Genomic DNA, 24,741 nt, shown 5'->3' with positions numbered 1-24,741 from the left:
TGCTTAATATAAAATAGTACCAAATTTATTAGGTAGTCCATTTTTTTTATTCTAACTTTGTGATGGGTCTGTTTTTCTATTAAAATACTGACATAGAACTTATTAACTCATAGAAATATAGGCTGAAAAATACAGCATTAGTTAAATACCAACTAACAAGGTTGACCGATTATTTTTTCTTCTAATGACTTAAACCTCATGGAAAGACTACAAATAACTAAATTCAACATGTTGTATGTTCCAAATGCTGCTTCGCTCAATAGAAGCCATTTTGATTTAATGTTCTAAAGTATATTGTTATGAAAACAACTACCCCGCTTATTCTACTATTGCTTTTTGCTTTTAACCTTGCCTCGGGGCAAGATCTATTATTTGAATACGATTTTGAGGCCAACCCTGGTTCGAGCACACCTCCAATTTACGTTACTAATGAAACTGAAATTATTTATAAGACAGAGGCTTATTTTATTAGAACAGACGGCACTTCTCTCCCGACTCCTCGGGGCGCACAATATAAAGACAGTGACGGCACTTTTTTTGCAGTTCTCCGTACACAACGTATTACTGGTAGTGAAACTACTCCGCTTACACTTACATTTTCAGACATTGATATTTCGGGATATGACAATTTACAACTTAAAGTAAACCTAGCTTCAATCGATTATCTTCCAGGCGGAAACCCTCCAGCCGTGGGAAGTTGGGACAAGGATGACATTGTACATTTTAATGCTATAATAGACAACTCCACTAATCTACCTTTACTTTGGGTTGAAAGCGAAGAGAATGGTAACACTGGGAATGGTAATGGCTACCCTGCTATAGATACAGATTTTGATGCTCTCGGCGAATTAGATACTACACTAAAATTAACCGAATACTTTATACAATATGAAAGCTCAGCTAAAGACCCAGCCGCAACAGGTAATTTAATGGATTTGGTTATTTCATTCAAGATTAACGGAAGTGACGAGGATATCGCTATTGATAACATAGAAATTTGGGGTGTAAAAACATTCCCAACACCTAGCACTTGTAATGGAGGTACTGCAACATGGGATGGATCTGGTTGGACGGGCACAACAGGCTTAGATACCAATGTGTTCATAGAAGGGAATTACGACACACAAACTCATGGTAGTTTTAAAGCCTGTAACTTAAAGGTTACCAGCGGACACTTATTAACAATAAATTCCAACGGCACTGTCGTTGTTGAAAATAATGTTGTTACAGAGACGAATGCTTCTTTAGTTATTCAACCGGGTAGCGCTCTAGTTCAACATAACGATAATGGCGCGGTAGTCAATGACGGCATTATGTCCTTACGTCGGGAAACCGCCCCCATGGATGCTTGGTATGAGTACACCTATTGGAGTTCTCCTGTTGAGAGTGCTCAAATTTCAACATCTATCCCGCACTACAACCCGAACCGTCTGTTTATTTTTAATGCTCAAAATTACAGAGACTCCACAGCAGAGACAAATAATGACAATAGTACCACCCCTGGACAAGATCAAATAGACGATAATGGTGACGACTGGCAACTTATTGGCGATACCACCATGGCTCCAGGTATAGGCTATACCACCACAACAACACCAAGCTACTTCAACGCTTATGGATCAGGAGCTGGCACCAAATTTGTTACAACATTTTTAGGTACTTTTCACAATGGAGTGTATGAGGTTGATGTTTATGGAAATGAAGACGAACAAAAGGACACAAACTGGAATTTAATTGGGAACCCGTATCCTTCAGCTTTAGATTCTGATGCATTTTTTAATGTCAACACAAATCTAGAACGAGCCATTTACTTTTGGTCACAAAACAGCGTCCCATCCTCTACGGAAAACGGAAACCAACAACAAAATTTTAATATGGCAGATTTTGCTATTATCAATGATTCTGGAAGTGTAAGTTCTGGTGGAGATGGAACCTCACCTTTTGTGATTATTGGTTCAACAGGACATGCCATACCCTCAGGACAAAGCTTTGTTGTTGCTCTAAGCAATGTTTCAGGTTCAGGAATTAATCATGACCAGGTTACTTTTAATAATAGTATGCGAACCGAGTCTCCTGCTGCAAATAGCGTATTCTTTAAACAGGAAACCTCTTCTAAAACAACACAGGCCATTGCCAACAAACTTTGGCTTAATTTAAACTCTACCGATAATACCTCTAACCAAATGCTGGTTGGGTATGTTGATGGAGCCACCAATAACGACGATGGCCTTTCGTACGATGCCGATGTCCATCCTCAGAATGGAGCCCTCTTATATTCGGTAATCCCAAATGTAGATAAAAAGTTTGCCATACAAGGTAAAACACCAAGCAGCTTAACTGCTAATGAAGTGATTCCGTTAGGTTTTAAAACCACCCTAGGCACCAATATTTTGTACACCATGTCCTTACACAAAACCGAAGGCGACTATTTTAATCATCACCGTATTATTCTATTAGACAAGGCACAATCGCCAGCAACCACATGGGATTTAAGTGCTGGTGATTACATTTTTTCTACAGATCAACCTGGCGAGTTTAACGATCGCTTTGAGATCATATTTAAAGAAGACCAAGCTTTATCGGTAAACCACAACACGATTGGCAGCAGTGCGCTTAAAATCATCCCTTTAAAAAATAACAATACCCAATTTACGGTACCTGAAAACCTAAATATTCAAAACATTGAAATTCGCGATCTTTTAGGCCGCGTGCTTTACAGTTTAGAAGGGCAAAGCCACTCTGAGGTTTATAACCTGCCTAATTTAAGCACGTTATATATTGCGCGCGTAAGCTTATCTAACGGACAAACGCTTACAAAAAAGGGTGTTAACCCGTAATTAAGGGCACGCTTTAAACAACACACTACCGCCGCCTATTAGGTAATAGCGGTGGTGGTTCGCCCGAAAAGGGGTTCCAACGGCTAATACTTTTGGCCCCTATACCTGCGGCACAAATTACAGCACGATCACCATAACGTTCGCGCATTTTATCTATGGCTTGCGATAAATGCAGTTGTTTCTCGTTGTCTTCAAAAAAATTAATTTGGTGCCCCCCAGCTACCAAATGGCTAAATTTAACACCAATAAGCCGTACCAGCATGCGGCGGTTATACAGCTTTTGAAACAACTCTAAAACCACAGGAATAAGACTGTGATCCATAGCACTGTAAGCTATACGTTGCTGTTGGGTATAGGTTTGAAAATCGGAGTAGCGAATTTTGAAGGTCACACAGGCCGTGAGCTTATCACCACGACGTAATTGATAGGCCAAATTCTCGGTCATCGCTACAATAATACCTCTAAGTTTTACCACATCAATGGTGTCTTTATTAAAGGTACGCTCGGTAGAAATAGACTTGCGTTCGTGATACTGCACCACCGGATTGGAATCTATCCCATTCGCCTTTCTCCAAATGGTTAATCCGTTTTTTCCCAACACCCGGTGCATCATATCCATAGGCATATCTTGCACGGTTTTAATTTGTTTCACACCCAAATCGCACAAGGTTTTATAAGTCACCTCCCCAACCATGGGTATTTTTCTAACCGAAAGTGGTGCTAAAAAGGGTTTTTCATTTCCTTTTAAAATCCGAATTTCATTATTAGGTTTGGCTTCACCTGTGGCAATTTTAGAAACCGTTTTATTCACCGATAAACCAAAAGAAATAGGCAGTCCCGTTTCTTTAATAATGCGTTGCCGTAACTCTGAAGCCAGCTTGTGGCAACCAAAAAACTTATCCATACCCGTAAGGTCGATGTAAAACTCATCAATAGAAGCCTTCTCATAAAGCGGTACACTTTCTTTAATCACATCGGTGACATCTTTAGAGAAATTACTATAAATGCCCGCATTACCGCGAAGCACAACAGCTTCTGGGCAGAGCATTTTTGCCATACGCATGGGCATGGCTGAATGCACACCAAATTTTCTAGCCTCATAACTACAAGAGGCCACGACCCCACGATCTGACGTCCCACCAATAAGCACAGGGCGCCCAATTAAACGGCTATCTAGCAAGCGTTCGCAAGACACAAAAAAAGTATCTAAATCCATGTGAACAATCGCTCTATCTTTTAACATACAACAGGTATTTGTTTTTGAGGTTCCACATATCGCGGATCTTGCATGACGGCGTTTTTATACATGCTGCTGACTTCTATATGCACACAACCAAATTCCTCTAAAGCCTTCCCCGTAAGGGTATAAACCCCTTTACCCCTAAAAGGAAATTGACGCGCTACAGGCGGAAAGTGCACCGTATCTATAAAATGGCCTTTTCGGTCTAAAAAAGTACCGAAATACATAACCTTTTGATTTTTAGTTACCGTATATTTTGTGGTGACCAAGTAACCCGATACGGTCACTGTTTTTCCTATAAAACTCAACAAATCGGAAGCTAAAAACACTGTATTTGGTGGTTGCTCTAACAACTTAAACGGACTACAAAGCGGAAAACCTAAAAGCTCCAATTCTTCAAAGGTATTTTCTAACAAGGTGCTTGAAAGCGCTGGCATTTTGTAATGTATTTTTTCGGTTTGAAATAAAGAAACAGCGCGGTTTTCAATAACTACTTTTCTAATTTTTAAATGCGCTTCCCATAACAATTCGCGTTTGTTAACTCCAGTAAAGCGAAAGCCATCAATTTTTATAAGAATAGAAACTTGTTCTATAGCAAGAGGCACACGAGTTATAAAATCATCTAAACTCTCAAAGGCGCCATGGGCTTGACGTTCACGTAGTAATGCCTGAATGGTTTTAGCCTCTAAAGCATGTAAAAACATAAAGCCTAAAAAAATGGTTTTCCCTTGAATAAAGGCCTCATTAAAACTCCTATTTACACAAGGGGCTTCAATAACACCGCCATGCATTCTGGCTTCGTGCACATAAAATTCGGTTTGATAAAATCCGCCAAAATTATTGAGTGTCGCCACCATATATTCCAAAGGATAATACGCCTTTAGAAACAAGCTCTGATAGCTTTCAACCGCATAAGATGCCGAATGTCCTTTGGCAAAAGCATAACCTGCAAAACTCTCAATTTGAGTCCAAATTTGATGAATCACCGCTTCAGACTCCCCTTTTTGCTTACAATTAGTAAAAAACAGCTGTTTTACGCTGGCAAACTCCTCGCGAGAGCGAAATTTACCAGACATGCCACGGCGCAAGGTATCGGCTTCCGCTAAAGTGAGTCCGCCAAAATAATGGGCGACCTTAATCACATCTTCTTGATAGACCATCACACCATAAGTTTCGGGCATAATACGAAGCAATACTGGGTGTGCCCGTTTTCGGTATTCGGGATAACGGTGCCGCAAAATATACTCGCGCATCATGCCCGATTTTGCAACTCCAGGACGAATAATAGAACTCGCCGCCACCAAACCCAAGTACGTATCTACCCGCAATTTTTTAAGCAGCATACGCATGGCGGGCGATTCTACATAAAAACAACCAATGGCTTTAGCGTTTCTAAGTAAGTCTTTTATGTTTTCATCTTGCTTAAAACCTTTAATATCGTGTATATCTACAGGCGGTTTTTCGGGGTGATTGTATTTAATGATGTCAACAGCATCCTTGATTTTCCCTAGGCCGCGCTGACTTAAAATATCGAATTTGTACAAACCAATATCTTCGGCTGTAATCATATCAAACTGTGTGGTTGCAAAACCTTTGGGCGGTAAAAAGGTGGCTGTATAATAGTGTATGGGTTTTTCTGAAATAATAATACCACTGGCATGAAGTCCTAAATAATTAGGGAAGCCTTGAATGTACTTGCTATACACCAAAACGAGTTTAGAGAGCTTATCCAAATCTGGCTCCTGATAGCGCCCTTTGGTTAATTTATCAATTTCTTCCTTCGGAAGCCCAAAAACCTTAGCCAATTCACGCACCGAAGCCTTAAATTTAAAGGTATTATAAACGGCAAGCAGAGCGGTGTTTTTAAAATTTTTAAAAATAAACTGCGTGATATCATCACGGTCTTTCCATGAAAAATCGATATCAAAATCTGGCGGATTTTTGCGATACAGATTAATGAAGCGCTCAAAATATAGGTCTAATTCTACAGGATCTACATCGGTAATACGTAGCAAATACGCCACAATACTATTGGCGCCACTACCACGACCCACATAAAAGTAGCCTTGAGAACGGGCGTATTTTAAAATCTTCCAATTGATAAGAAAGTAAGACACAAAACCTTTCTGTTTAATAATTTCAAGCTCCATTTTTATGCGCTTATAAATCACCTCATCAGGACTTTCATAACGGTAACTCACCCCTGCGTAGGTTATTTTTTTAAGCAAAGCATAGTCTGAAGCTTCACTTTCGGTATATGATTTTTGATTGTTAGGTACTTCTTTTGAAAAATCGAAATCAACCTGACAAGCGTTTAAAAGCGCCGTTGTGTTTTCTAGAAGCTCAGGAAATTCATGATAGGTTTCACAGAGGGTTTGGTATGGCAACATGTTATCGGTTTCTTTGCCCTCCTCGCTTTTAGGCAACTTACTTAATAGCGTATTATTATCTATGGCACGTAACAAACGGTGGGTGTTAAAATCTTTTTTATTTTCAAAAGACACGGTTTGCAAAACCACCAACTTGCCTCTTAAATCTTTCCATTTTGAAAATTTAAGCGCATTAAGGTCCTGTGGTTTAATGCCTAAAAACTCATTTTGTTTTAAGGGAATATTCTGCTGAGATTTATAAGGATAAATCACAAAAACATCATCTAGCTGAGGTGCTTCCTGAGGAATCTCTAAACGCTGGTCATGCAGAAACTGCGACAGATAATCATTAATATTATGAAAGCCCTTATTGCTTTTAGCAAGCAAGATAAATTGCTGCTGGGCGCCGTTTCTAAAATCAACACCCAGCACGGGTTTGATTTCATATTTTTCAGATAATCTCGCAAAATCTAAGCAGGCCGAAGTATTATTAATATCGGTTAAGGCTAGGGTTTTAAAACCATTTTTAGACGCTATAGCCAGCAACCTCTCGGGTTTTATCGTACCATAACGTAAGCTGTAATATGAGTGACAATTGAGATACATAGTTCAGCAAAATTAACTACATTTAATAGTAATTGTTGCTTAAAATTGTAGCAATTGTATGTATTTTGAGCGAAGTAGAAAACTTTTCGGTGTCAAAAAACTAGTCTTGACCGCGACTAACTACTTTAACACCCGCCATCTGTCATCTAATATTATTTCAAAATAACCGTCTTTATCATTTCATGATCAGATTCAAAGGAAACTATTTTTTCAGAGTCTAAAACCTGTAAATCCTTAGATACCCAAATATGATCAATGGATAGAAGCGGAAGTCCCCAAGGCCAGGTTTCTCTAAAACCTTTTCCTTTGGAGGAGAACCAATGATTAAAATGTTCTTTAATCACATCAAAATACAGCGATTCATAAGGCAAGTTGAAATCCCCCAAAACAATGGTACGGTTCTGAAATTCTAAATGTTCATCTACATAGTCCAATTCCCAATGTCTTGGCACATCTTTACTTCCAGTCACATCAACGGCATAAAACTGGAGGTTACAAGTTTCAAAATGCACCACCGAAGTGTGGTAATGGGAGGTCACATCAGAAATGATGGTCATGGGGTGTTTAGAAAAAATAGACAGTTCTCTGGTCGATTTATAAAAGCTATAATCGGGGTATTTTTCTTGTAATGCTTCAAAATCAGTATCACTGGCTTCAGCAAGCACCATCACATCGGGGAACTCGCCGTATTGAGCAATGGCATCATGAAACTTGTGCACTCGAGAAGTATTCCAAAACACCACCTCAACATCTGATTCTTTAATGTCTTCAGCGAAACTATATCTAAAACTACGTCCCAACCAAATAACAAGTAAAAGTGCGGCAAGGATGAGGTTATATTTTCGCCACTTCCCAAGAAAGATAGAAAGCCCTAAAACAATACCAATGATAACCGGCAGCGGAAACGGGTAAAACCATAAAGACAACTCATAAGTACGGTCTTTAATAGCAAAATGCAGTAGCAACAGCGCGGTGATGATGCCAACATTGATAATAAGGTATAGTACTTTTATAAACTTCAGCATTAGCGCAAGTGATAACCTTTAGCTGCCCACCAAGGGTGCACTTCAACCTTTAAACGTTTGGCCTTAACCATAGGGTCGTCATTCGCTAGGCGTTCAGCCATTTTTTTTGTTGGCACATTATAAATGGTTATGCCTCTCAAATCGGTATCATCGCCAAAAGGTCCTGAAATATCGGCATGCCCTTCCTCATACATTTTAGAAAGGTATTCTAAATGCTGCTCTTGCAAGGCTTCAGATTCCTCTTCATTTTGTCCGCGAATAGCGCCCGACTTTAAAAAAGCCACAAAATATTGCTGCATTAAAATAGTGTCTTGTGTTTTTTGGTCAACGTAATCAAAGGTCATATAGCCTTTCTTTTTTAAGGCTTCTTTAATTTGCGCATGCGTTTGTTTTGAAGCTTGGGCTTCCTGATAAGCGTTGTACAAGGAATCTTTAAGCTGATTCAAGGCAATCTCTTCTGGACTCAATTGAACAACCGGTGGCGCTTGAGGCTCGTCTTTACAGGCTATTATTGATAAAAGTATTAAAAAAACGGGGGCTATTTTTTTTATAATTTCCATAGTTTAAACGGGGTTTTACTTAATTGTGAATTGTAATATTTAACGTCTCCTGTCACTTCTTGGGCAAGCCAATTTGGTTTTATATACGCTTCGGTTTCAGTTTTTAGTTCGATTTCAGCAACAATCAAACCTTCATTATTACCAAAAAATTCATCAACCTCATAAACATGTTCACCAACAGCCACTTCATAGCGTATCTTATCGATAACACTTTCCTCGCAGAGTTTTAAAAGCGCAAGAGCCTCCTCTTTTGAAATCTCCTTTTCCCATTCAAAACGTGATAATCCAGAAGCTGATGAACTGCCTTTAACTGTGATAAATCCCAAATCACCTTTGATACGAATACGCACGGCGCGGTCTTTATGGGAATTTAAATAGCCCTGACAAATTCGGGTTTGCTTAAAAGCTTCGGTTTTAAAGGCATCAGAATGCACTAAAAACTTACGTTCAATTTCTATCATATATTATGACTGCTGCTTACAGAAAACTGCTTTTTTATTATTCTTTTTTTATTCCGAAGGCATTCGATTCATGACTGCTCAGGAATTCATAAATTTACAGTATGTTATCCGATTTACCAATAAGAAAAATAATTCATGTTGATATGGATGCTTTTTACGCATCGGTAGCCCAATTGGATAACCCAGAATTAAGAGGTAAACCCATAGCTGTTGGCGGTTCGGGAAGGCGTGGCGTCATTAGTGCTGCGAGTTATGAAGCTCGAAAATTTGGGGTAAAAAGTGCCATGTCGGGAAATTTAGCCGCTAAACTTTGCCCTGAACTCATTTTTGTTAAAACAGATTTTGAGCGCTATACCGAAATATCTAAAAAAATTAGAACGATATTTTTTGATTACACCAATTTGGTAGAACCACTTTCTCTAGACGAAGCTTACCTAGATGTCACCGAAAACAAAAAAGGCCATCCTAGTGCCTCTTTAATCGCTAAAGAAATTCGTCAACGTATTTTTACGGAAGTGGGTTTAACGGCTTCGGCTGGTATTTCCATCAATAAATTTATCGCTAAAGTCGCCAGTGATTATCATAAGCCTAACGGACAAAAAACGGTTAACCCTGAAGAGGTACTTGAATTTCTAGAAGTATTAGACATTAGAAAATTTTATGGCGTAGGTAAAGTTACGGCCGAAAAAATGTACCAAAAAGGCATTTTTACTGGCATAGACTTAAAAAACAAATCCTTAGATTACTTAGAAAACCACTTCGGAAAATCTGGTGCCTACTACTACCATGTGGTGCGAGGCATTCATACCAGCCCTGTAAAACCAAACCGCATAAGAAAAAGCTTAGCGGCTGAGCGTACCTTTAGTGAAAATTTGTCTTCAGAAATCTTCATGCTTGAAAAATTAAACCACATTTCTGAAGAAGTGGCCAAACGCCTTGCTAAAAACAAGGTCGCTGGTAAAACCATGACTTTAAAAATTAAGTACAGTGATTTCACGCTGCAAACCCGAAGCAAAACCCTGCCTTATTATGTGAGTGATAAACACCTGATTTTAGAAACGGCTAAAAGCCTACTTTATCAGGAAGCATTACATAATTCGGTGCGCCTCTTAGGCATTTCATTATCGAACCTCAATACCGAAACTAAAAAAGTACCTGAGAAGAAAAGCTTGAGTGTGCAGTTGAAAATTGATTTTTGATTTTTTTTGGTTGATGGAGTCTTACTCTTGAGAGGTTATTACACAGAGATGCGCAGAGATTTATTATTGATTATTGGTTCGCCATATATACTGTTTAACTCGTAACTGAAAACCCCATTACAAAAAGAAATACACCTTTCTTCAGAAACAACAATTCAACTTGAAACCTGAAATTTCTAATTTGGCTACTTTTTAACATAATTGTTCAATTTTCATCCAATTTCAAGCCGAAATACCGATACCACAAAAACATTATTAATAATAATTCTAAATAATATTTAGAATTATTCTAATTTAACCCCTCAATTCTTATCACTTTCTTCTAATTTTAGTCTAAAACTAAAATATACTCAAAAATTAAACCGTTATTTGTAATTAGTCTAAATAAATATAATTTTGTTAAAATTTTTATAACGTCTGTTTTGAAAACATATTTAACACCAGTATTTATCCTTTTACTTAGCCTATTCAGTTACAGTCAGAATGGTCACTTATACGGTGAGATTGCATTTAACAATGAAGAACCAGTACTTGGAGCCCAGGTCGTTTTAAGAGGTGTCAATATTGAGCGCATTACTTCTTCAGGGATTGATGGTGAATTTGCTTTTAAAAACCTCCCTTACGGCACCTATACGATTGAAACCCATTCACTAGAAGCCAAACCGCATACCATTGAAGCCGAAATAAACGCTGTTGAACAAACCTTAAAATACATTCTAGAAATTACAGAGTTTCAAGATTTGGAAGAAATTCACTTGCGTACGAAAACACAAAAGGAGAAATTAGAAGATGAAGGTTTTGCGGTAAATGTCATTGAAACTAAAGAAGTAAGCCAACGAAATTTACAAACTACCGAGTTGTTAAACACATCGGTGGGTGTAAAAATTCGTCAGAATGGTGGTTTAGGCTCACAAGCACAATTCAGTTTAAATGGTTTATCAGGTAGCGCGGTACGCATATTTATTGATGGTATTCCTATTTCAATTTATGGTTCATCCTTTAGTATAAACAGCATCCCAACATCGATGATTAAACGCATAGAAGTTTATAAAGGTGTTGTTCCTGGTTACTTGGCTGATGATGCTCTAGGTGGCGCCATTAATATTGTTATGCACCAAAGCACAAAATCTAATTTTAATGCGTCGGTGTCTTTTGGTTCGTTCAATACCATTCAAGCTAGTGTTAATGGTTTATACCGTTTTGATGACTCTGGTTTTACCATAAAAGCCTCTGCTTTCAACAATTATTCTGATAACAATTATAAGGTTTGGGGGCGCAGTGTTGTAGATAAAGGTTTAGGCGGTGTTCAAACCCCTATTGTGGCTAGACGTTTCAATGATGCCTACCGCTCAACCGGAGGCATGCTACAAGTAGGGTTTACCAATGTAAAATGGGCCGATCAATTTTTTATAGGTGTCACTGGTTCTGATGATTATAAAGAAGTACAACACGGTACCTTTATGACCACCACACCTTATAAAGACCGCTTTTTAGAATCGGATGCCCTTCTTGCCAATCTCACCTATCAAAAGAAAGATCTTTTCACCAAAGGATTGGATGTTAATATTAACGGTTCGTTTGGTAAAAGAAACCGAATTGTCAACGATACTGTAGCCAAAGCCTACAGTTGGACTGGAGAACCAGCTATCAATTTTAAAGGTGATCAATATGACTATGCTTGGGGCTCACAACAAGAAGGCGGCCCAACATTAGCAACCATAAAAAGGAACGTAGCTTCAGTAAGAACCGGAGTGTCTTATGGCATAAACAGACATCATAAATTTGTGTTTAATCATTTTTATAGTGGTATTGATCGTGAAGATAGCGATGCACTGAAGTCTCTTTTAGAAAACACCTTCGTAGGAACACGAAATTTAGATAAAAATATCTTCTCGCTTACCTATGAACTAAGTGCCTTCAACAACAAATTGAAAGCGAATCTTTTCGGGAAATACTATGAGCAAAAAACCGTTAATATTGACCCGTTCATTAATAGTACAACCGGTCAACTTGAAGATGAGATTACAACGGCCAATAATACAGATAATGGTTACGGTTTTACCATTTCTTACGCGCTTTCACCTACCATTACGATTTTAACTTCTGCAGAAAAAGCGGTAAGACTACCCGATGAAACAGAAGTATTTGGAAACGATGGTGATAATGTGGTTGCAAACCCAAGTATTAACCCAGAAAGTAGTAAAAATTTCAACCTCGGTTTTCGCTTTGGTGCCTTCAGAATTAAAAAACATGCATTCACTATTTCTACAAACCTCTTTACTAGAAACATCAAAGACCGTATTGGTTTACCTATAGAAACCTCACTAAATGTAAACGATGAAACCATTTTTTACGAAAACCAAGGTAGTGGCACTTCTAAAGGTTATGAGGCACAACTGGATTACAACTATAACAATAATTTCAAATTCAATTTTAATATTTCTCAATTTGAGTTAAAAATAGTCAACCGTGGTGTGGAAATAGATGTGCCTAACACGCCTTTTGACACTATGAATGCGGGATTGAGTTATGGATTCTCTAACCTTTTTCAGAAAAACACTCGTCTAAACTTATATTACAACCTCTACTACACTGGGGAGTTCTCTTATGTTGTGCCTCAGGGTTCTAATACCGTTGGTGATGACTTTTTTAAGGTTCCTGAACAATGGGCTCAGGATTTCGGACTCAGTTACAGCTTCCCTAATGAAAAGGTGGTGATGAGTTTCGACATCAAAAACATATTCGATAAACCGGTTTACGACAACCTTTCGGTTCAAAAACCAGGTCGTGCCTTTTACTTAAAACTTAACTATTTTATAAATAAATTCTAAATACAAACAACAATGAAAAATCGTTTTTTAAACCTCAAAACTTTAAGTCTTGCATGTACGGCCCTATTGCTCACAGTAAGCTGTACTAGTGATGATCCAGATAGCCCAGTCATAGAAGAAGAAAAAGAAGATTCAAACAGATGGATTACCGTTGCTGCCGCTAGAATGGGTGAAAACCCTGGTGATGGTAATGGAGGTACATTAATTTACTCTATAAATAGCGATGATGCTCAAGACCCTAGTATTTCTATCGAGCCTTTTGATAATGGGTTTATTGTACCTTCTAACAGAACAGCTAGATTACAAGCTTCTGAAGACGGAAACACTATATTTAACATCAGTTACGCTGGTGATACTGGAGGGAACTATTCAAAATATGATGTAAATGGTGGTCAAGATTTTACGCAAATTGGTACTGGCGTTAGTATTGCTGAATACGTAGGTACTGCACCAAGATGGATTAAACTATTTGATGGTGATAAAACTGGAGCTGCTGTTTATGTAAGTAATGAAAATGAAATTGACGACAATGGCACTACTGATGATGTTACAGATGATACATATATCCGTACCGATGCTGTTATTGGTGTCGTGACCTTAGATTTAGAAAACTCTTTAATCAAAAATTTTGAAGAGCACAATATTAGTTTAAGCTCTGAATTAGAAGCTCAAGGTTATTATATTGGAAGAATTGACATGCCTACCTTAAATGCCGCTCAAAATAAATTATATATTGGTGCAAGCGTTAGAAAAGTTGACCCAGAAACAACAGAAAGAGAACGTGAATTTGAACGATTAGGCTCATTAACTATTGTTCTGGATTACCCATCACTTTTAAACCCTACTGTAATCACCTCTGAAGTAGGATATGGAGATACTAACGGTTACCGTAGCATAAACGCTTTTGAATACAATGGTAGTGTTTACCAAGCCAATCAAAATGATCCATCTGGCTCACACATTCTAAAAATTGGAGCCAACAACGAATATGACGATTCTTATGTATTTAACTTAGATGAAGCCTTAGGCGTTGATGACGCTTATATCTTATCATGGCGTCCAGCAGCTAACGGAAAAGGCGTATTAGCTTACCGTCATGCAGGTTCTGCTGAAGGTGTTGCCGGTGCTCAAGGATTCTTTGCTTTAATTGACTTAAACGCAAGAACGGCTACTAAAATTGATGCCATTCCTTACGATCCAGATTTCTATTTATTCCAATACCAAAATTATGCTGTTGATGGTACAGACATCTATTTAACACAAGCTCCAGTAGGAAAAAACGGAAATATTTATGTGGTTGATACCGAAACGGGGATTACTAATAAAGGCGCTGAACTTATTAATGTTGAGGGCAGTCACTTTATTGGAGCCTGGTAATCAACTTATTTAAGTGTTCATTTATTAAAGGCTGTCTTTTAGATAGCCTTTTTTTTGGTCTATAGACTATAATTTGGATACTAAAACTAGAAAAATGAAGCATAAAAAAAAGGTATCATCTAAAGATGATACCTTTTTTTATTTTTATAAAGCTTTAATTTAAGCTTTTTTATTTTTAATTTCAGTAACACGTAAAGTATTCACCATACCCTTCTCTTGAATAGGCATTGCTGCTAAACTAATAACCATATCACCTGGATCTAAGTAACCTTCTTCACAAGCTATAGCATTAACATCTTCAATCGTATCATCTGTACTTACAAACTTATCGTAATAAAAAGCACGTACACCCCAAAGTAAACTTAAACGGGTTAACAATTGTTTATTTGATGTAAAAACTAAAATATGACATTTAGGTCTCCAAGCTGAAATTTGAAAAGCCGTATAACCACTATTAGTTAAAGTTGAAATAGCTTTCGCATTTATTTCATTGGCCATATTAGCGGCGTGATAACAAATAGATTTCGTAATATAACGGTTAGTACGAATATGAGGTGGTAACTGAGGCACTTGAATTAATGTTGAATTTTCAACATTTCTTAAAATATCAGACATTTTTCTAATCACCTCTACAGGATATTTTCCTACTGAAGTTTCACCTGAAAGCATTACGGCATCAGCACCATCCATAACCGAGTTAGCAACGTCATTAACTTCGGCACGTGTTGGTGTTAAACTATCAATCATAGTTTCCATCATCTGCGTTGCAATAATTACTGGAATTCTAGCCTTTTTAGCACGTAATACCAATTGCTTCTGAATTAATGGCACTTCCTCTGCTGGAATTTCTACACCTAGATCACCACGAGCCACCATTAAACCATCACAGTGTGCAACAATTTTATCGATATTTTCAATAGCTTCTGGCTTTTCTATTTTAGCAATAATTGGAATTTTCTCTTCGGCATGTTCAGCGATTAAATCACTTAATTCCATCAAATCTTCAGAATGACGTACAAAAGATAAAGCAATCCAATCTACCTTTAAGCTAATTGCAAAAATCGCATCTTCAATATCCTTTTTAGTTAAAGCAGGTTGTGAAATATTCGTGTTTGGAAGATTAACCCCTTTTTTAGATTTTAATGGTCCACCTTGAATCACTTTGGCTTTCACCTCAGATTCGTTATCAGTAGAAATCACTTCAAAAAGTAATTTACCATCATCTAAAAGCACACGTTCACCCGGTTTAGCATCTTGAGGAAACGTTTTATAGGTCATATAAACACGATCTTTCGTCCCTTCAAAACGTTCACCTGTAGCAAAAGTGATTTCATCACCAGGATTAACTACAACACCGTCTTCCATCACGCCAACACGAAGTTTCGGTCCTTGTAAATCGGCAAGAATTGAAGCTGTAAACCCGTACTCATCGTTTAATTCGCGTATCATTTTAACGCGTTCTGCAACATCGTTATAATCGGCATGAGAAAAATTAATTCTGAATACGTTTGCTCCTTCTTCAAGCATACGTTTTAATACTTCTTTAGAACTCGTTGCTGGGCCTAAAGTAGCTACTATTTTGGTTTTTTTTGTAATTGCCATTAGCTAAAAATTAAATTGTCTTTAGATTTCAATATGCTAGAATCAATAGAGTAAGCCGTTGCTATTTGAGGTATCTTTAAAAGACAATCTAAAATATACTTCGTTTTACTTGAACTAAACTCTGTTTCTATTTTTAATAGAAAGTTTACCGTTTTGTATTCTGGCAATAAATGAAACGTTTTTATTATTTTTTCTTGAGTGTCAAACAAAGATTCATAATCTCTAATTTGCAGCTCTTCTCTTTTACATATATTGGAGACTAAACTCCATGTTGTTAATTGCTTGTCATCCTCCCATTCATAAATGGAATAAGTCACCTGGCCATTGTTAAAGTCTAAATCATCCTTTTTCCGTTTTAGCGCAGTTCCCAATCTACGATTAATGAAAAACGCTAAGCGATAATCTTCAAGACTACAGTGTACACCAATTAAGGTGTATGCTGCATCATCAAAAGAATCATCTAGAACAAATTTCTGAACAGCCATAACTCACATTCAAACTTAACAAAGATAATATTATATCATAGCGAAATGAAAATATTGATGCATTGTTAACAATAAACCCAACTAAAACGTTGTAGTTTGTTTCTAATAAAAATAATTGATTAAATCATTTTAGACATGGTACTCTGAAATGCAAAAAAGGCGCGTTTAGAAGCTTTTTCTTCTGCCTTTTTCTTAGAGGTTGCTCGCGCTTTGGCAACCACTTTATCATCTATTGATAATTTCACTGAAAAATGCCTAAGCTCGTCATTTCCTGTGTCATCATAAACATGATAATTAAAAGTTTTCTTTTCTTTTTGACACCACTCGATAAGCAAACTTTTATAACTAATGACTTTTCCTTCTAGGGTTGCAATATCAACATGAGGTATAATCACTCGTTTCGTGATGAATTTTTCACAATATTTATAACCACGATCTAAAAAGATAGCACCGATTAAGGCTTCAAATAAATTACCGTGAATATTATCGCCAAATTGCCCAGCAGGAATTTTACTTTCTACTAGATCAACCAATTTAAGCTCTTTACCTAATTCATTTAAATGCTCTCTACTTACAATTTTAGAACGCATTTTAGTAAGATAGCCTTCATCACCACCTGGCACTTCAAGGTACAAATGCGATGCGATCACCGAACTTAGCATGGCATCACCTAAAAACTCCAAGCGCTCATAATTAAAAGCGTTGCCTTTACCATCCTTAATATTCATAGAACGGTGGGTAAATGCTCTTTTATAGTACTTAATCTCCTTAGGTTTAACCCCTAGAATCTCAGTTATACGCATAAAAAAATTCCCGTTGCGTTTAAAACGGGAATTTAATATGTTACGAATGCTTTTCATCTGAGATCTAATATACTATTTTAATGTCAGATGTAATAAACCATGTTCCATTTTACTGTAAAAATTAATTTATCGTTATGGTTTATTGCACTCGGTATTTAATCTAATTTTTTGAATACCACACAGGCATTATGACCGCCAAATCCGAAGGTATTACTCATACCAATTTTAACCTCACGCTTTTGAGCTTTATTCAAGGTTAAATTTAGTTCAGGATCAATTTTTTCATCTACAGTGGTATGGTTAATGGTAGGCGGCACAATACCGTTTTCCATAGCCAATATTACCGATATCGCTTCAATCGCTCCAGCAGCACCTAATAAGTGGCCTGTCATTGATTTTGTTGAATTGATATTTATAGATTTTGCATGATCACCAAACACCTCAGAAATCGCTTTAAGCTCAGCAACATCACCTAATGGTGTTGAAGTACCATGCGTATTAATATGGTCTACATCTTCAGGTTTTATCCCGGCGTTTTGCAAACAATTTTTCATCACTGCAATCACACCAATACCATCAGGATGCGGTGCTGTCATATGATGCGCATCAGAAGATAAACCTCCTCCAATAAACTCGGCATATATTTTAGCGCCTCTTGCTTTAGCATGTTCATATTCTTCTAGAATAAGTGCTCCCGCCCCTTCACCTAAAACAAAACCATCACGAGTTCCATCAAATGGACGCGAAGCTGTTTCTGGGCTTTCATTTCTAGTCGATAAAGCATGCATCGCATTAAAACCACCCATTCCCGCAATAGTAACTGCTGCTTCACTACCTCCTGTAACAACCACATCTGTATGTCCTAAACGTATAGAGTTTAAGGCATCAAACATCGCGTTTGCAGAAGAAGCACAGGCAGAAACCGTTGTGTAATTAGGCCCCATAAAACCATGTTTTATAGAGATGTTTCCTGGTGCAATATCAGCAATCATTTTAGGAATAAAGAAAGGGTTAAACCTTGGGGTTCCATCTCCAGAGGCGAAGTTTAAAACTTCATTCTGGAAGGTTTCTAAACCACCAATTCCTGCACCCCATATCACACCAACACGTAACTTATCGACGGTATCTAGATCCAATTTAGCGTCTGCAATAGCTTCATCAGCCGCTACCATAGCGTACTGAGCAAATCTATCCATTTTTCTCGCCTCTTTTCTATCTATAAAGTCGGTCACGTTAAAGTCCTTCAATTCGCAAGCGAATTTTGTTTTGAACTTTTCGGTATCATAATACGTTATAGGCGCAGCCCCACTTTTTCCACTCAACAAGCCGTCCCAATATTCATCTTTGGTATTGCCTATTGGTGTTAAAGCTCCTAATCCTGTGACTACAACTCGCTTTAATTCCATAAAGTACTTTGCTTGTTATTGCTTATTTTGCTGCTTCTATATAAGAAATAGCTTGACCAACTGTTGCGATATTTTCAGCTTGATCATCTGGTATTTGAATATCGAATTCTTTTTCGAATTCCATAATTAATTCTACAGTATCTAAAGAGTCTGCTCCTAAATCGTTTGTGAAGCTAGCTTCAGTAACAACTTCGTTCTCATCTACTCCTAATTTGTCTACGATAATCGCTTTTACTCTTGATGCAATGTCTGACATAACTTTTAATTTTAAAATTTAAATTTAGGCTGCAAAAATAAAAAACTTTATTTTTAAAACACGTCTTTAGTTTAAAAATGTGTCTGTAATTTACTAAAATTACTTTTAAGTATTTATATAATCGCTTCTAATTGTTAATAATTATTCTTTTTTTTGCCGGAACAAATATAAGTCTATAAGACTGCATTTGAACGGTTCTTTGTAGATTTTTAATAAGAATTCTCCTAAATTTAACACCAAAACCGTTTTACAACCTCTAAAAATAGCCATTTATTAATGAAACGCATTGTAATTTTTGCTTCCGGAAGCGGCTCAAATGCCGAAAACATCATCAGGTATTTTCAAAATAGCAACACCGCATCGGTGATTCAGGTACTTACAAACAATCCGCAAGCTAAAGTTTTAGACCGCGCAAAAAACTTAAAAGTTAGCGCGTTTTCATTTAACAGAATTGCGATTTCAAAAACCGATGATGTCCTTAATATATTAAAAGCCTCTAAACCTGATTTAATCATACTCGCAGGCTACCTCTGGAAATTTCCAGACAACATATTAAACGCGTTTCCGAATAAAGTTATTAATGTTCACCCTGCATTATTGCCTAAATTTGGAGGCAAAGGCATGTACGGTATGCATGTGCACGAGGCTGTTGTTACCAATAAAGAAACAGAAACAGGCATCACCATTCATTATGTGAATGAACATTATGATGAAGGCGCCATTATTTTTCAAGCGAAATGCGACGTAGCTCCTTCTGATTCAGCTGATGACGTCGCTGCAAAAATTCATGAATTGGAGATGGAACACTTTCCTAAGGTGGTTCAAAAATTATTAGAAATTTAAACGATTCTCGCTTTCGCGGAAATAAAAAATGGCTTCTAAAAAAAAGAAATATTATGCAATTTGGAAAGGACACAAAACAGGGGTTTTCGATTCTTGGAACACGTGTAAATCTTTAATTAAAGACTATCCAAGCGCTCAATACAAATCTTTCCCCACTTTTGAAGCCGCAAAAAAAGCCCTAGACGGCAATTATTTTGATTATGTTGGAAAAAATAAATCCTTTAAAAGTGGCTTATCCCCTGAGCAACTTAAAAAAATAGGATTACCCAATTACAACTCTATTTCTGTAGATGCTGCCTCAAGCGGAAACCCAGGCATCATGGAATACCGTGGGGTAGATACAAAAACGAAAAAACAGCTTTTTATTCAAGGCCCTTTTGAACAAGGCACCAACAATATAGGTGAATTTCTTGCACTTGTTCACGGCTTGGCTTTACTTAAAAAAAACAAGAGTAACCGCATTATGTACACAGATTCTAGAACAGCCATGAGTTGGGTGAAAAAGAAAAACTGTAACACGAAATTAGAGCGTAATGCTAAAAACAAACCTGTTTTTGATTTGGTAGATCGCGCTGTAGACTGGTTAAAAAACAACACTTACGAAACCACTATCGTAAAATGGGAAACCAAAGCTTGGGGTGAAATTCCTGCAGATTTTGGAAGAAAATAAAACAACATTACGATGTGCTTATTTTTTTTGTATCTTTAGATTATGAATACGAGATGGTATAATGATAGAGATTTAATGCAGCAGTTAGCAATAATCCCACCAATTTTGTTGTATGGGTTATATTTTTCGAAAGCATTTAAAAATTATGAAAAGTTAATTTTCGTTCTCTTCTATGCCCTAATTTTTCTCTTTTTTATTATAATATTCTAATAGTCTCTTGGCAAATAATATTTTCAAAACAGCTAAAGTTAAGGACTGTAGCCGATTTTAGTTTCACTTACAAAGTAAACACCAATATCTAAAATTTTATTCCTGCACGATATTTTTAACCATTTTACACAAAAACCACCTAACCCACTAACTCTCAACACCTATATTAAATAGCTCTCAAACAGATTACACTTTCAAATCTAACGCCTTTTGCGCTAAATATAATCGGCATAATCTGTAAAAAGACTTATATTTGCACAAAAATTATCAGGTCTCTTATATGAGTAAATTAGTAATAGTTGGCACAGTAGCTTTTGACGCTATTGAAACGCCATTCGGGAAAACCGATAAAATTCTAGGTGGCGCGGCAACTTTTATTGGTCTTGCTGCTTCTTATTTTAACATTGATGCTGCTGCGGTTTCGGTTGTTGGTGGCGATTTTCCTCAGGAATATTTAGATTTATTATCAAACAAAAACATCGACATTTCTGGTATTGAAATCGTTAAAGATGGTAAAACCTTCTTTTGGAGCGGACGCTATCATAATGACATGAATTCTCGTGATACTTTAATAACAGAATTAAATACCCTAGCAGATTTCAACCCTGTCGTTCCAGAAGATTATAAAGATGCTGAAGTGGTGATGTTAGGAAACTTACATCCTCTCGTCCAAGCTAGTGTGTTAGATCAAATGACAAACAAGCCAAAAATGGTGATTTTAGACACCATGAACTTTTGGATGGATTGCGCATTAGATGATTTGTTAAATGTAATTAAACGAGTAGACGTGATTACCATTAACGATGAAGAGGCTAGGCAATTAACAGGAGAATACTCTTTATTAGTTGCAGCAGAGAAAATTCAAACCATGGGACCAAAATATGTGGTGATTAAAAAAGGTGAACACGGTGCTTTATTGTTTCATAAAGACGAAGCCTTTTACGCCCCTGCCCTTCCTTTAAAAGAAGTGTTTGACCCTACTGGAGCTGGTGATACTTTTGCTGGCGGTTTTGCTGGATATTTGGCTAAAACCAATGATTTTTCTTTTGAAAACATGAAACAAGCCGTGATTTACGGATCAACATTGGCTTCCTTTTGTGTTGAGAAATTTGGAACCGAACGCACCCAAAATTTATCAAACGAAGAAGTGCATAAACGATTGCTTCAGTTTAAGAAATTAACGCAATTTCATATAGAATTAGCATAACACAACGCGCTCGTAAAAGAGTGCGTTTTTAATTAGAAACCTTTTAGAATTCAGCAGAAATCAAATTTTCAGCAACAAAACCTGATTTTTTGAACAAAGCGAAAACAATTATATTATGAGTGATGCCTTAAAACACGAATGTGGAATAGCTGTAATCCGACTTTTAAAACCTTTAGAATATTATAAGGAAAAGTACGGCAGCGCATTTTATGGGGTAAATAAGATGTATTTAATGATGGAAAAACAGCATAACCGTGGTCAAGATGGCGCCGGACTTGCAAGCATCAAATTAGATACAAAACCAGGAGAACGTTACATTAGTAGAGTACGTTCCATTGCACAGCAACCAATTCAAGACATTTTTGCTCAAATTAACGAACGTGTTAATAATGAGTTTAAAGCACATCCTGAATACATGGATGATGTGGCTGCACAGAAAAAGAACATTCCATACATTGGTGAGGTTTTACTAGGACACGTACGTTATGGTACCTTCGGAAAAAATAGCGTTGAGAGTGTACACCCTTTCCTAAGACAAAACAACTGGATGCACCGTAATTTAATTATGGCGGGTAACTTTAACATGACTAATGTTAAGGAGCTTTTTGCTAACCTTATTGAATTAGGGCAACACCCTAAAGAATATACCGATACTATTACTATAATGGAGAAAATTGGTCATTTCTTAGATGATGAAGTGAGCAAAGTCTATAAAGAATTAAAAAAAGAAGGATACAACAAGCAGCAAGCTTCTCCGCTTATTGCAGAGCGTTTAAAAGTGGCTAAAATTTTAAGACGCGCCGCAAAAAACTGGGATGGTGGTTATGCTATGGCCGGACTTATTGGACATGGTGATGCCTTTGTTTTAAGAGATCCTGCAGGAATTCGTCCAGCGTACTATTACCAAGATGACGAAGTAGTCGTGGTAGCATCAGAACGCCCAGTGATTCAAACGGTTTTCAATGTAGACTTTGATAAAGTTAAAGAATTAGACCCAGGGCAAGCCATTATTATTAAAAAATCTGGAGAAGTTAGATTTAAACAAATACTACAACCTTTAGAAAGAAAATCATGTTCTTTTGAACGCATTTATTTCTCTAGAGGATCGGATGCTGAAATTTATCAAGAACGCAAAATGTTAGGTAAATTATTAATGCCTAAGGTTCTTGAAGCCATTAATAACGATACTAAAAACACTGTATTCTCATACATTCCAAACACGGCTGAAACATCATTTTTCGGCATGATAGAAACCGCTGAAGCTTATATCAACGAGAAAAAAACTGAGGCTATTTTAAATGGTCAGCGTTCATTATCTGCAGCCAAAGTGACCGAGATATTATCAGAACGTGCTCGTGTTGAAAAAATCGCAATTAAAGATGTCAAACTAAGAACCTTTATTACCGAAGATAGCAGTAGAGATGACTTAGTAGCTCACGTTTATGATGTGACTTACGGAGTAATCAAACCAAATGACAACTTAGTGATTATTGATGATAGTATTGTAAGAGGAACTACTTTAAAGAAAAGTATCCTTAAAATGCTTGATCGATTGAACCCGAAGAAAATCGTAGTCGTGTCTTCAGCGCCACAAATTCGCTACCCAGATTGTTATGGTATCGATATGGCTAGATTGGAAGATTTAATTGCCTTTAGAGCGGCTTTAGAATTACTTAAAGACCAAGGCAAATACGATATTGTTAAAGAGGTGTATGAAAAGTGTATCACACAAACTGAATTAGCAGATAAACATGTTCAGAATTTTGTGAAAGAAATTTACGATCCGTTTACAGATGAACAAATTTCAGATAAAATCTCAGAATTACTAAGTGATGAAAGCGTAAATGCTGAAGTTAAAATTATTTTCCAACCTGTTAAGAACCTTCATAAAGCCTGCCCTGATCATTTAGGAGATTGGTACTTTACGGGAGATTATCCAACTGTTGGTGGTAACCGTGTGGTAAACAGAGCCTTTATCAACTTTTTTGAAGGAAATAAAGAACGTGCATATTAATAAAAAATGATACTTCTAAATGTAAGCTAAAACTTACTTTTATACATTTCATCGCACAAAAAAACATTTAATCTTAAAAATCTACCGTTCGTCTAATAAATATTCTTGTTACAGTAATTACCTATAACTTGGTAATACCATAACATAAGTAGGTTAAGTTCATGGTAGATTTGGGGCAAAAAAGGTGAACATCTCGTTCACCTTTTTTATTTTAAACAATTCAGTATTAATATCTTACAACAACCAACTTCAGATAAACTTCACCCCCCCTTTCAACACGACAGCCAATTTTTAAGTAGTTTAGCTAATATTTTTCAAGAATTAAAACAAGCACTGTATCTTTGAGCCACCATAACATAAGTAGGTTAAGTTCATGGTAGATTTGGGGCAAAAAGGTGAGCATTAAATTGTTCACCTTTTTCATTTTAATCCGTTTATTAGTTTTTGGATGTTAACTCTTGCGAGATTATTACGCTGAGATTTCACAGAGTCACGCAGAGAATTTACTCAACACTGATTTATTACACAGAGGATATCACGGAGAGACATAAAGAAAAGAATGAAAACCGATAGTGCGGACTTGTAATTTAATGGGCATTCTAAAGTAGCCTTTAGTTACTTTTATTTACGAAGTCCTCATCCATAAATTCTAATTCTGCATTAATTTTATTCATAAAACTCACAGATGTAAATGAAAAAACTTCTGAATTATTGGCGTAATGGACAAAATGGTTGGTCTT

18 protein-coding genes are annotated in these 24,741 nt (G+C 36.8%); 8 read left to right on the top strand and 10 right to left on the bottom strand.

Going from position 1 to position 24,741, the window contains the following annotated elements:
• Nucleotides 1–299: 299 nt before the first annotated feature.
• On the top strand, nucleotides 300–2,837 hold the full coding sequence (locus tag F6U93_RS02220; RefSeq protein WP_150936403.1) for a T9SS type A sorting domain-containing protein: 2,538 nt from the start codon (nucleotides 300–302) through the stop codon (nucleotides 2,835–2,837).
• A 25-nt stretch (nucleotides 2,838–2,862) separates the two neighbouring features.
• Here F6U93_RS02220 and dinB (F6U93_RS02215) read toward each other — a convergent pair whose 3' ends face one another.
• From dinB (F6U93_RS02215) to F6U93_RS02195, 5 genes are all read right to left on the bottom strand, one after another.
• Nucleotides 2,863–4,080: a DNA polymerase IV gene (gene dinB, locus F6U93_RS02215; protein ID WP_150936402.1), complete on the bottom strand. Its 1,218-nt coding sequence runs from the start codon at nucleotides 4,078–4,080 to the stop codon at nucleotides 2,863–2,865.
• Nucleotides 4,074–7,052, bottom strand: coding sequence for a DNA polymerase III subunit alpha (locus tag F6U93_RS02210; protein WP_150936400.1), 2,979 nt, complete (start codon nucleotides 7,050–7,052; stop codon nucleotides 4,074–4,076). The genes dinB (F6U93_RS02215) and F6U93_RS02210 overlap by 7 nt, the downstream gene beginning before the upstream one ends.
• A gap of 152 nt (nucleotides 7,053–7,204) precedes the next feature.
• On the bottom strand, nucleotides 7,205–8,077 hold the full coding sequence (locus tag F6U93_RS02205) for an endonuclease/exonuclease/phosphatase family protein (protein WP_150936398.1): 873 nt from the start codon (nucleotides 8,075–8,077) through the stop codon (nucleotides 7,205–7,207).
• A complete protein-coding gene (locus F6U93_RS02200) occupies nucleotides 8,077–8,637 on the bottom strand; it encodes a YciI family protein (protein ID WP_150936396.1) in 561 nt (186 codons plus the stop codon). The genes F6U93_RS02205 and F6U93_RS02200 overlap by 1 nt, the downstream gene beginning before the upstream one ends.
• Nucleotides 8,625–9,098: a CYTH domain-containing protein gene (locus tag F6U93_RS02195; protein ID WP_150936394.1), complete on the bottom strand. Its 474-nt coding sequence runs from the start codon at nucleotides 9,096–9,098 to the stop codon at nucleotides 8,625–8,627. Before F6U93_RS02195 ends, F6U93_RS02200 begins: the two co-directional genes overlap by 13 nt.
• Before the next feature lie 101 nt (nucleotides 9,099–9,199).
• On the opposite strand from F6U93_RS02195, the gene dinB (F6U93_RS02190) reads away from it, so the two are divergent.
• The 3 genes from dinB (F6U93_RS02190) (at nucleotide 9,200) to F6U93_RS02180 (ending at nucleotide 14,505) form a co-directional block, all read left to right on the top strand.
• The gene (gene dinB / locus F6U93_RS02190) at nucleotides 9,200–10,297 is read left to right on the top strand and encodes a DNA polymerase IV (protein ID WP_150936393.1); all 1,098 of its coding nucleotides are present in this window, start codon (nucleotides 9,200–9,202) and stop codon (nucleotides 10,295–10,297) included.
• Nucleotides 10,298–10,719: 422 nt separating this feature from the next.
• Nucleotides 10,720–13,128: a TonB-dependent receptor gene (locus F6U93_RS02185; RefSeq protein ID WP_150936391.1), complete on the top strand. Its 2,409-nt coding sequence runs from the start codon at nucleotides 10,720–10,722 to the stop codon at nucleotides 13,126–13,128.
• Between the two features lie 12 nt (nucleotides 13,129–13,140).
• A complete protein-coding gene (locus tag F6U93_RS02180; protein WP_150936389.1) occupies nucleotides 13,141–14,505 on the top strand; it encodes a hypothetical protein in 1,365 nt (454 codons plus the stop codon).
• A gap of 159 nt (nucleotides 14,506–14,664) precedes the next feature.
• Here the strand turns inward: F6U93_RS02180 and pyk are convergent, their stop codons facing one another.
• The 5 genes from pyk to F6U93_RS02155 form a co-directional block, all read right to left on the bottom strand.
• Entirely contained in the window at nucleotides 14,665–16,107 is a 1,443-nt protein-coding gene (gene pyk, locus F6U93_RS02175) for a pyruvate kinase (protein WP_150936387.1), read from the bottom strand.
• Nucleotides 16,107–16,592 carry an IPExxxVDY family protein gene (locus F6U93_RS02170; protein ID WP_150936385.1) on the bottom strand — a complete coding sequence of 162 codons (486 nt, stop codon included), beginning with the start codon at nucleotides 16,590–16,592 and terminating at the stop codon, nucleotides 16,107–16,109. The genes pyk and F6U93_RS02170 overlap by 1 nt, the downstream gene beginning before the upstream one ends.
• A gap of 119 nt (nucleotides 16,593–16,711) precedes the next feature.
• Nucleotides 16,712–17,452, bottom strand: coding sequence for a ribonuclease III (gene rnc / locus F6U93_RS02165; RefSeq protein ID WP_150936383.1), 741 nt, complete (start codon nucleotides 17,450–17,452; stop codon nucleotides 16,712–16,714).
• A gap of 98 nt (nucleotides 17,453–17,550) precedes the next feature.
• Nucleotides 17,551–18,801, bottom strand: a complete 1,251-nt coding sequence (fabF, locus tag F6U93_RS02160; protein ID WP_150936381.1) for a beta-ketoacyl-ACP synthase II — start codon at nucleotides 18,799–18,801, stop codon at nucleotides 17,551–17,553.
• Nucleotides 18,802–18,823: 22 nt separating this feature from the next.
• The gene (locus F6U93_RS02155) at nucleotides 18,824–19,057 is read right to left on the bottom strand and encodes an acyl carrier protein (RefSeq protein WP_007647141.1); all 234 of its coding nucleotides are present in this window, start codon (nucleotides 19,055–19,057) and stop codon (nucleotides 18,824–18,826) included.
• Nucleotides 19,058–19,333: 276 nt separating this feature from the next.
• Between F6U93_RS02155 and purN the strand changes: the two genes are divergently transcribed.
• The 4 genes from purN (at nucleotide 19,334) to F6U93_RS02135 (ending at nucleotide 24,001) form a co-directional block, all read left to right on the top strand.
• Nucleotides 19,334–19,900, top strand: a complete 567-nt coding sequence (gene purN, locus F6U93_RS02150; protein WP_150936379.1) for a phosphoribosylglycinamide formyltransferase — start codon at nucleotides 19,334–19,336, stop codon at nucleotides 19,898–19,900.
• A gap of 28 nt (nucleotides 19,901–19,928) precedes the next feature.
• The gene (locus tag F6U93_RS02145; RefSeq protein WP_150936378.1) at nucleotides 19,929–20,570 is read left to right on the top strand and encodes a ribonuclease H1 domain-containing protein; all 642 of its coding nucleotides are present in this window, start codon (nucleotides 19,929–19,931) and stop codon (nucleotides 20,568–20,570) included.
• Between the two features lie 490 nt (nucleotides 20,571–21,060).
• A complete protein-coding gene (locus F6U93_RS02140) occupies nucleotides 21,061–21,987 on the top strand; it encodes a PfkB family carbohydrate kinase (RefSeq protein WP_150936376.1) in 927 nt (308 codons plus the stop codon).
• A 115-nt stretch (nucleotides 21,988–22,102) separates the two neighbouring features.
• Complete coding sequence (locus F6U93_RS02135; protein WP_150936374.1) at nucleotides 22,103–24,001, top strand: amidophosphoribosyltransferase; 1,899 nt, start codon at nucleotides 22,103–22,105, stop codon at nucleotides 23,999–24,001.
• Nucleotides 24,002–24,741 lie beyond the last annotated feature (740 nt).

This window comes from Pseudotamlana haliotis (assembly GCF_008806375.1).
In the GTDB taxonomy this organism is placed as follows: Bacteria; Bacteroidota; Bacteroidia; order Flavobacteriales; family Flavobacteriaceae; genus Pseudotamlana; species Pseudotamlana haliotis.
The sequence above is the reverse complement of the archived record's forward strand: the minus strand, read 5'-3'. Positions and strand labels throughout refer to the sequence as shown.

Excerpts from the sequence above, each read along its gene's own strand:
- F6U93_RS02220 (WP_150936403.1), top strand. The coding sequence starts at position 300 with ATGAAAACAACTACCCCGCTTATTCTACTATTGCTTTTTGCTTTTAAC.
- dinB (WP_150936402.1), bottom strand. The coding sequence starts at position 4,080 with ATGTTAAAAGATAGAGCGATTGTTCACATGGATTTAGATACTTTTTTT.
- F6U93_RS02210 (WP_150936400.1), bottom strand. The coding sequence starts at position 7,052 with ATGTATCTCAATTGTCACTCATATTACAGCTTACGTTATGGTACGATA.
- F6U93_RS02205 (WP_150936398.1), bottom strand. The coding sequence starts at position 8,077 with ATGCTGAAGTTTATAAAAGTACTATACCTTATTATCAATGTTGGCATC.
- F6U93_RS02200 (WP_150936396.1), bottom strand. The coding sequence starts at position 8,637 with ATGGAAATTATAAAAAAAATAGCCCCCGTTTTTTTAATACTTTTATCA.
- F6U93_RS02195 (WP_150936394.1), bottom strand. The coding sequence starts at position 9,098 with ATGATAGAAATTGAACGTAAGTTTTTAGTGCATTCTGATGCCTTTAAA.
- dinB (WP_150936393.1), top strand. The coding sequence starts at position 9,200 with ATGTTATCCGATTTACCAATAAGAAAAATAATTCATGTTGATATGGAT.
- F6U93_RS02180 (WP_150936389.1), top strand. The coding sequence starts at position 13,141 with ATGAAAAATCGTTTTTTAAACCTCAAAACTTTAAGTCTTGCATGTACG.
- pyk (WP_150936387.1), bottom strand. The coding sequence starts at position 16,107 with ATGGCAATTACAAAAAAAACCAAAATAGTAGCTACTTTAGGCCCAGCA.
- F6U93_RS02170 (WP_150936385.1), bottom strand. The coding sequence starts at position 16,592 with ATGGCTGTTCAGAAATTTGTTCTAGATGATTCTTTTGATGATGCAGCA.
- rnc (WP_150936383.1), bottom strand. The coding sequence starts at position 17,452 with ATGAAAAGCATTCGTAACATATTAAATTCCCGTTTTAAACGCAACGGG.
- fabF (WP_150936381.1), bottom strand. The coding sequence starts at position 18,801 with ATGGAATTAAAGCGAGTTGTAGTCACAGGATTAGGAGCTTTAACACCA.
- F6U93_RS02155 (WP_007647141.1), bottom strand. The coding sequence starts at position 19,057 with ATGTCAGACATTGCATCAAGAGTAAAAGCGATTATCGTAGACAAATTA.
- purN (WP_150936379.1), top strand. The coding sequence starts at position 19,334 with ATGAAACGCATTGTAATTTTTGCTTCCGGAAGCGGCTCAAATGCCGAA.
- F6U93_RS02145 (WP_150936378.1), top strand. The coding sequence starts at position 19,929 with ATGGCTTCTAAAAAAAAGAAATATTATGCAATTTGGAAAGGACACAAA.
- F6U93_RS02140 (WP_150936376.1), top strand. The coding sequence starts at position 21,061 with ATGAGTAAATTAGTAATAGTTGGCACAGTAGCTTTTGACGCTATTGAA.
- F6U93_RS02135 (WP_150936374.1), top strand. The coding sequence starts at position 22,103 with ATGAGTGATGCCTTAAAACACGAATGTGGAATAGCTGTAATCCGACTT.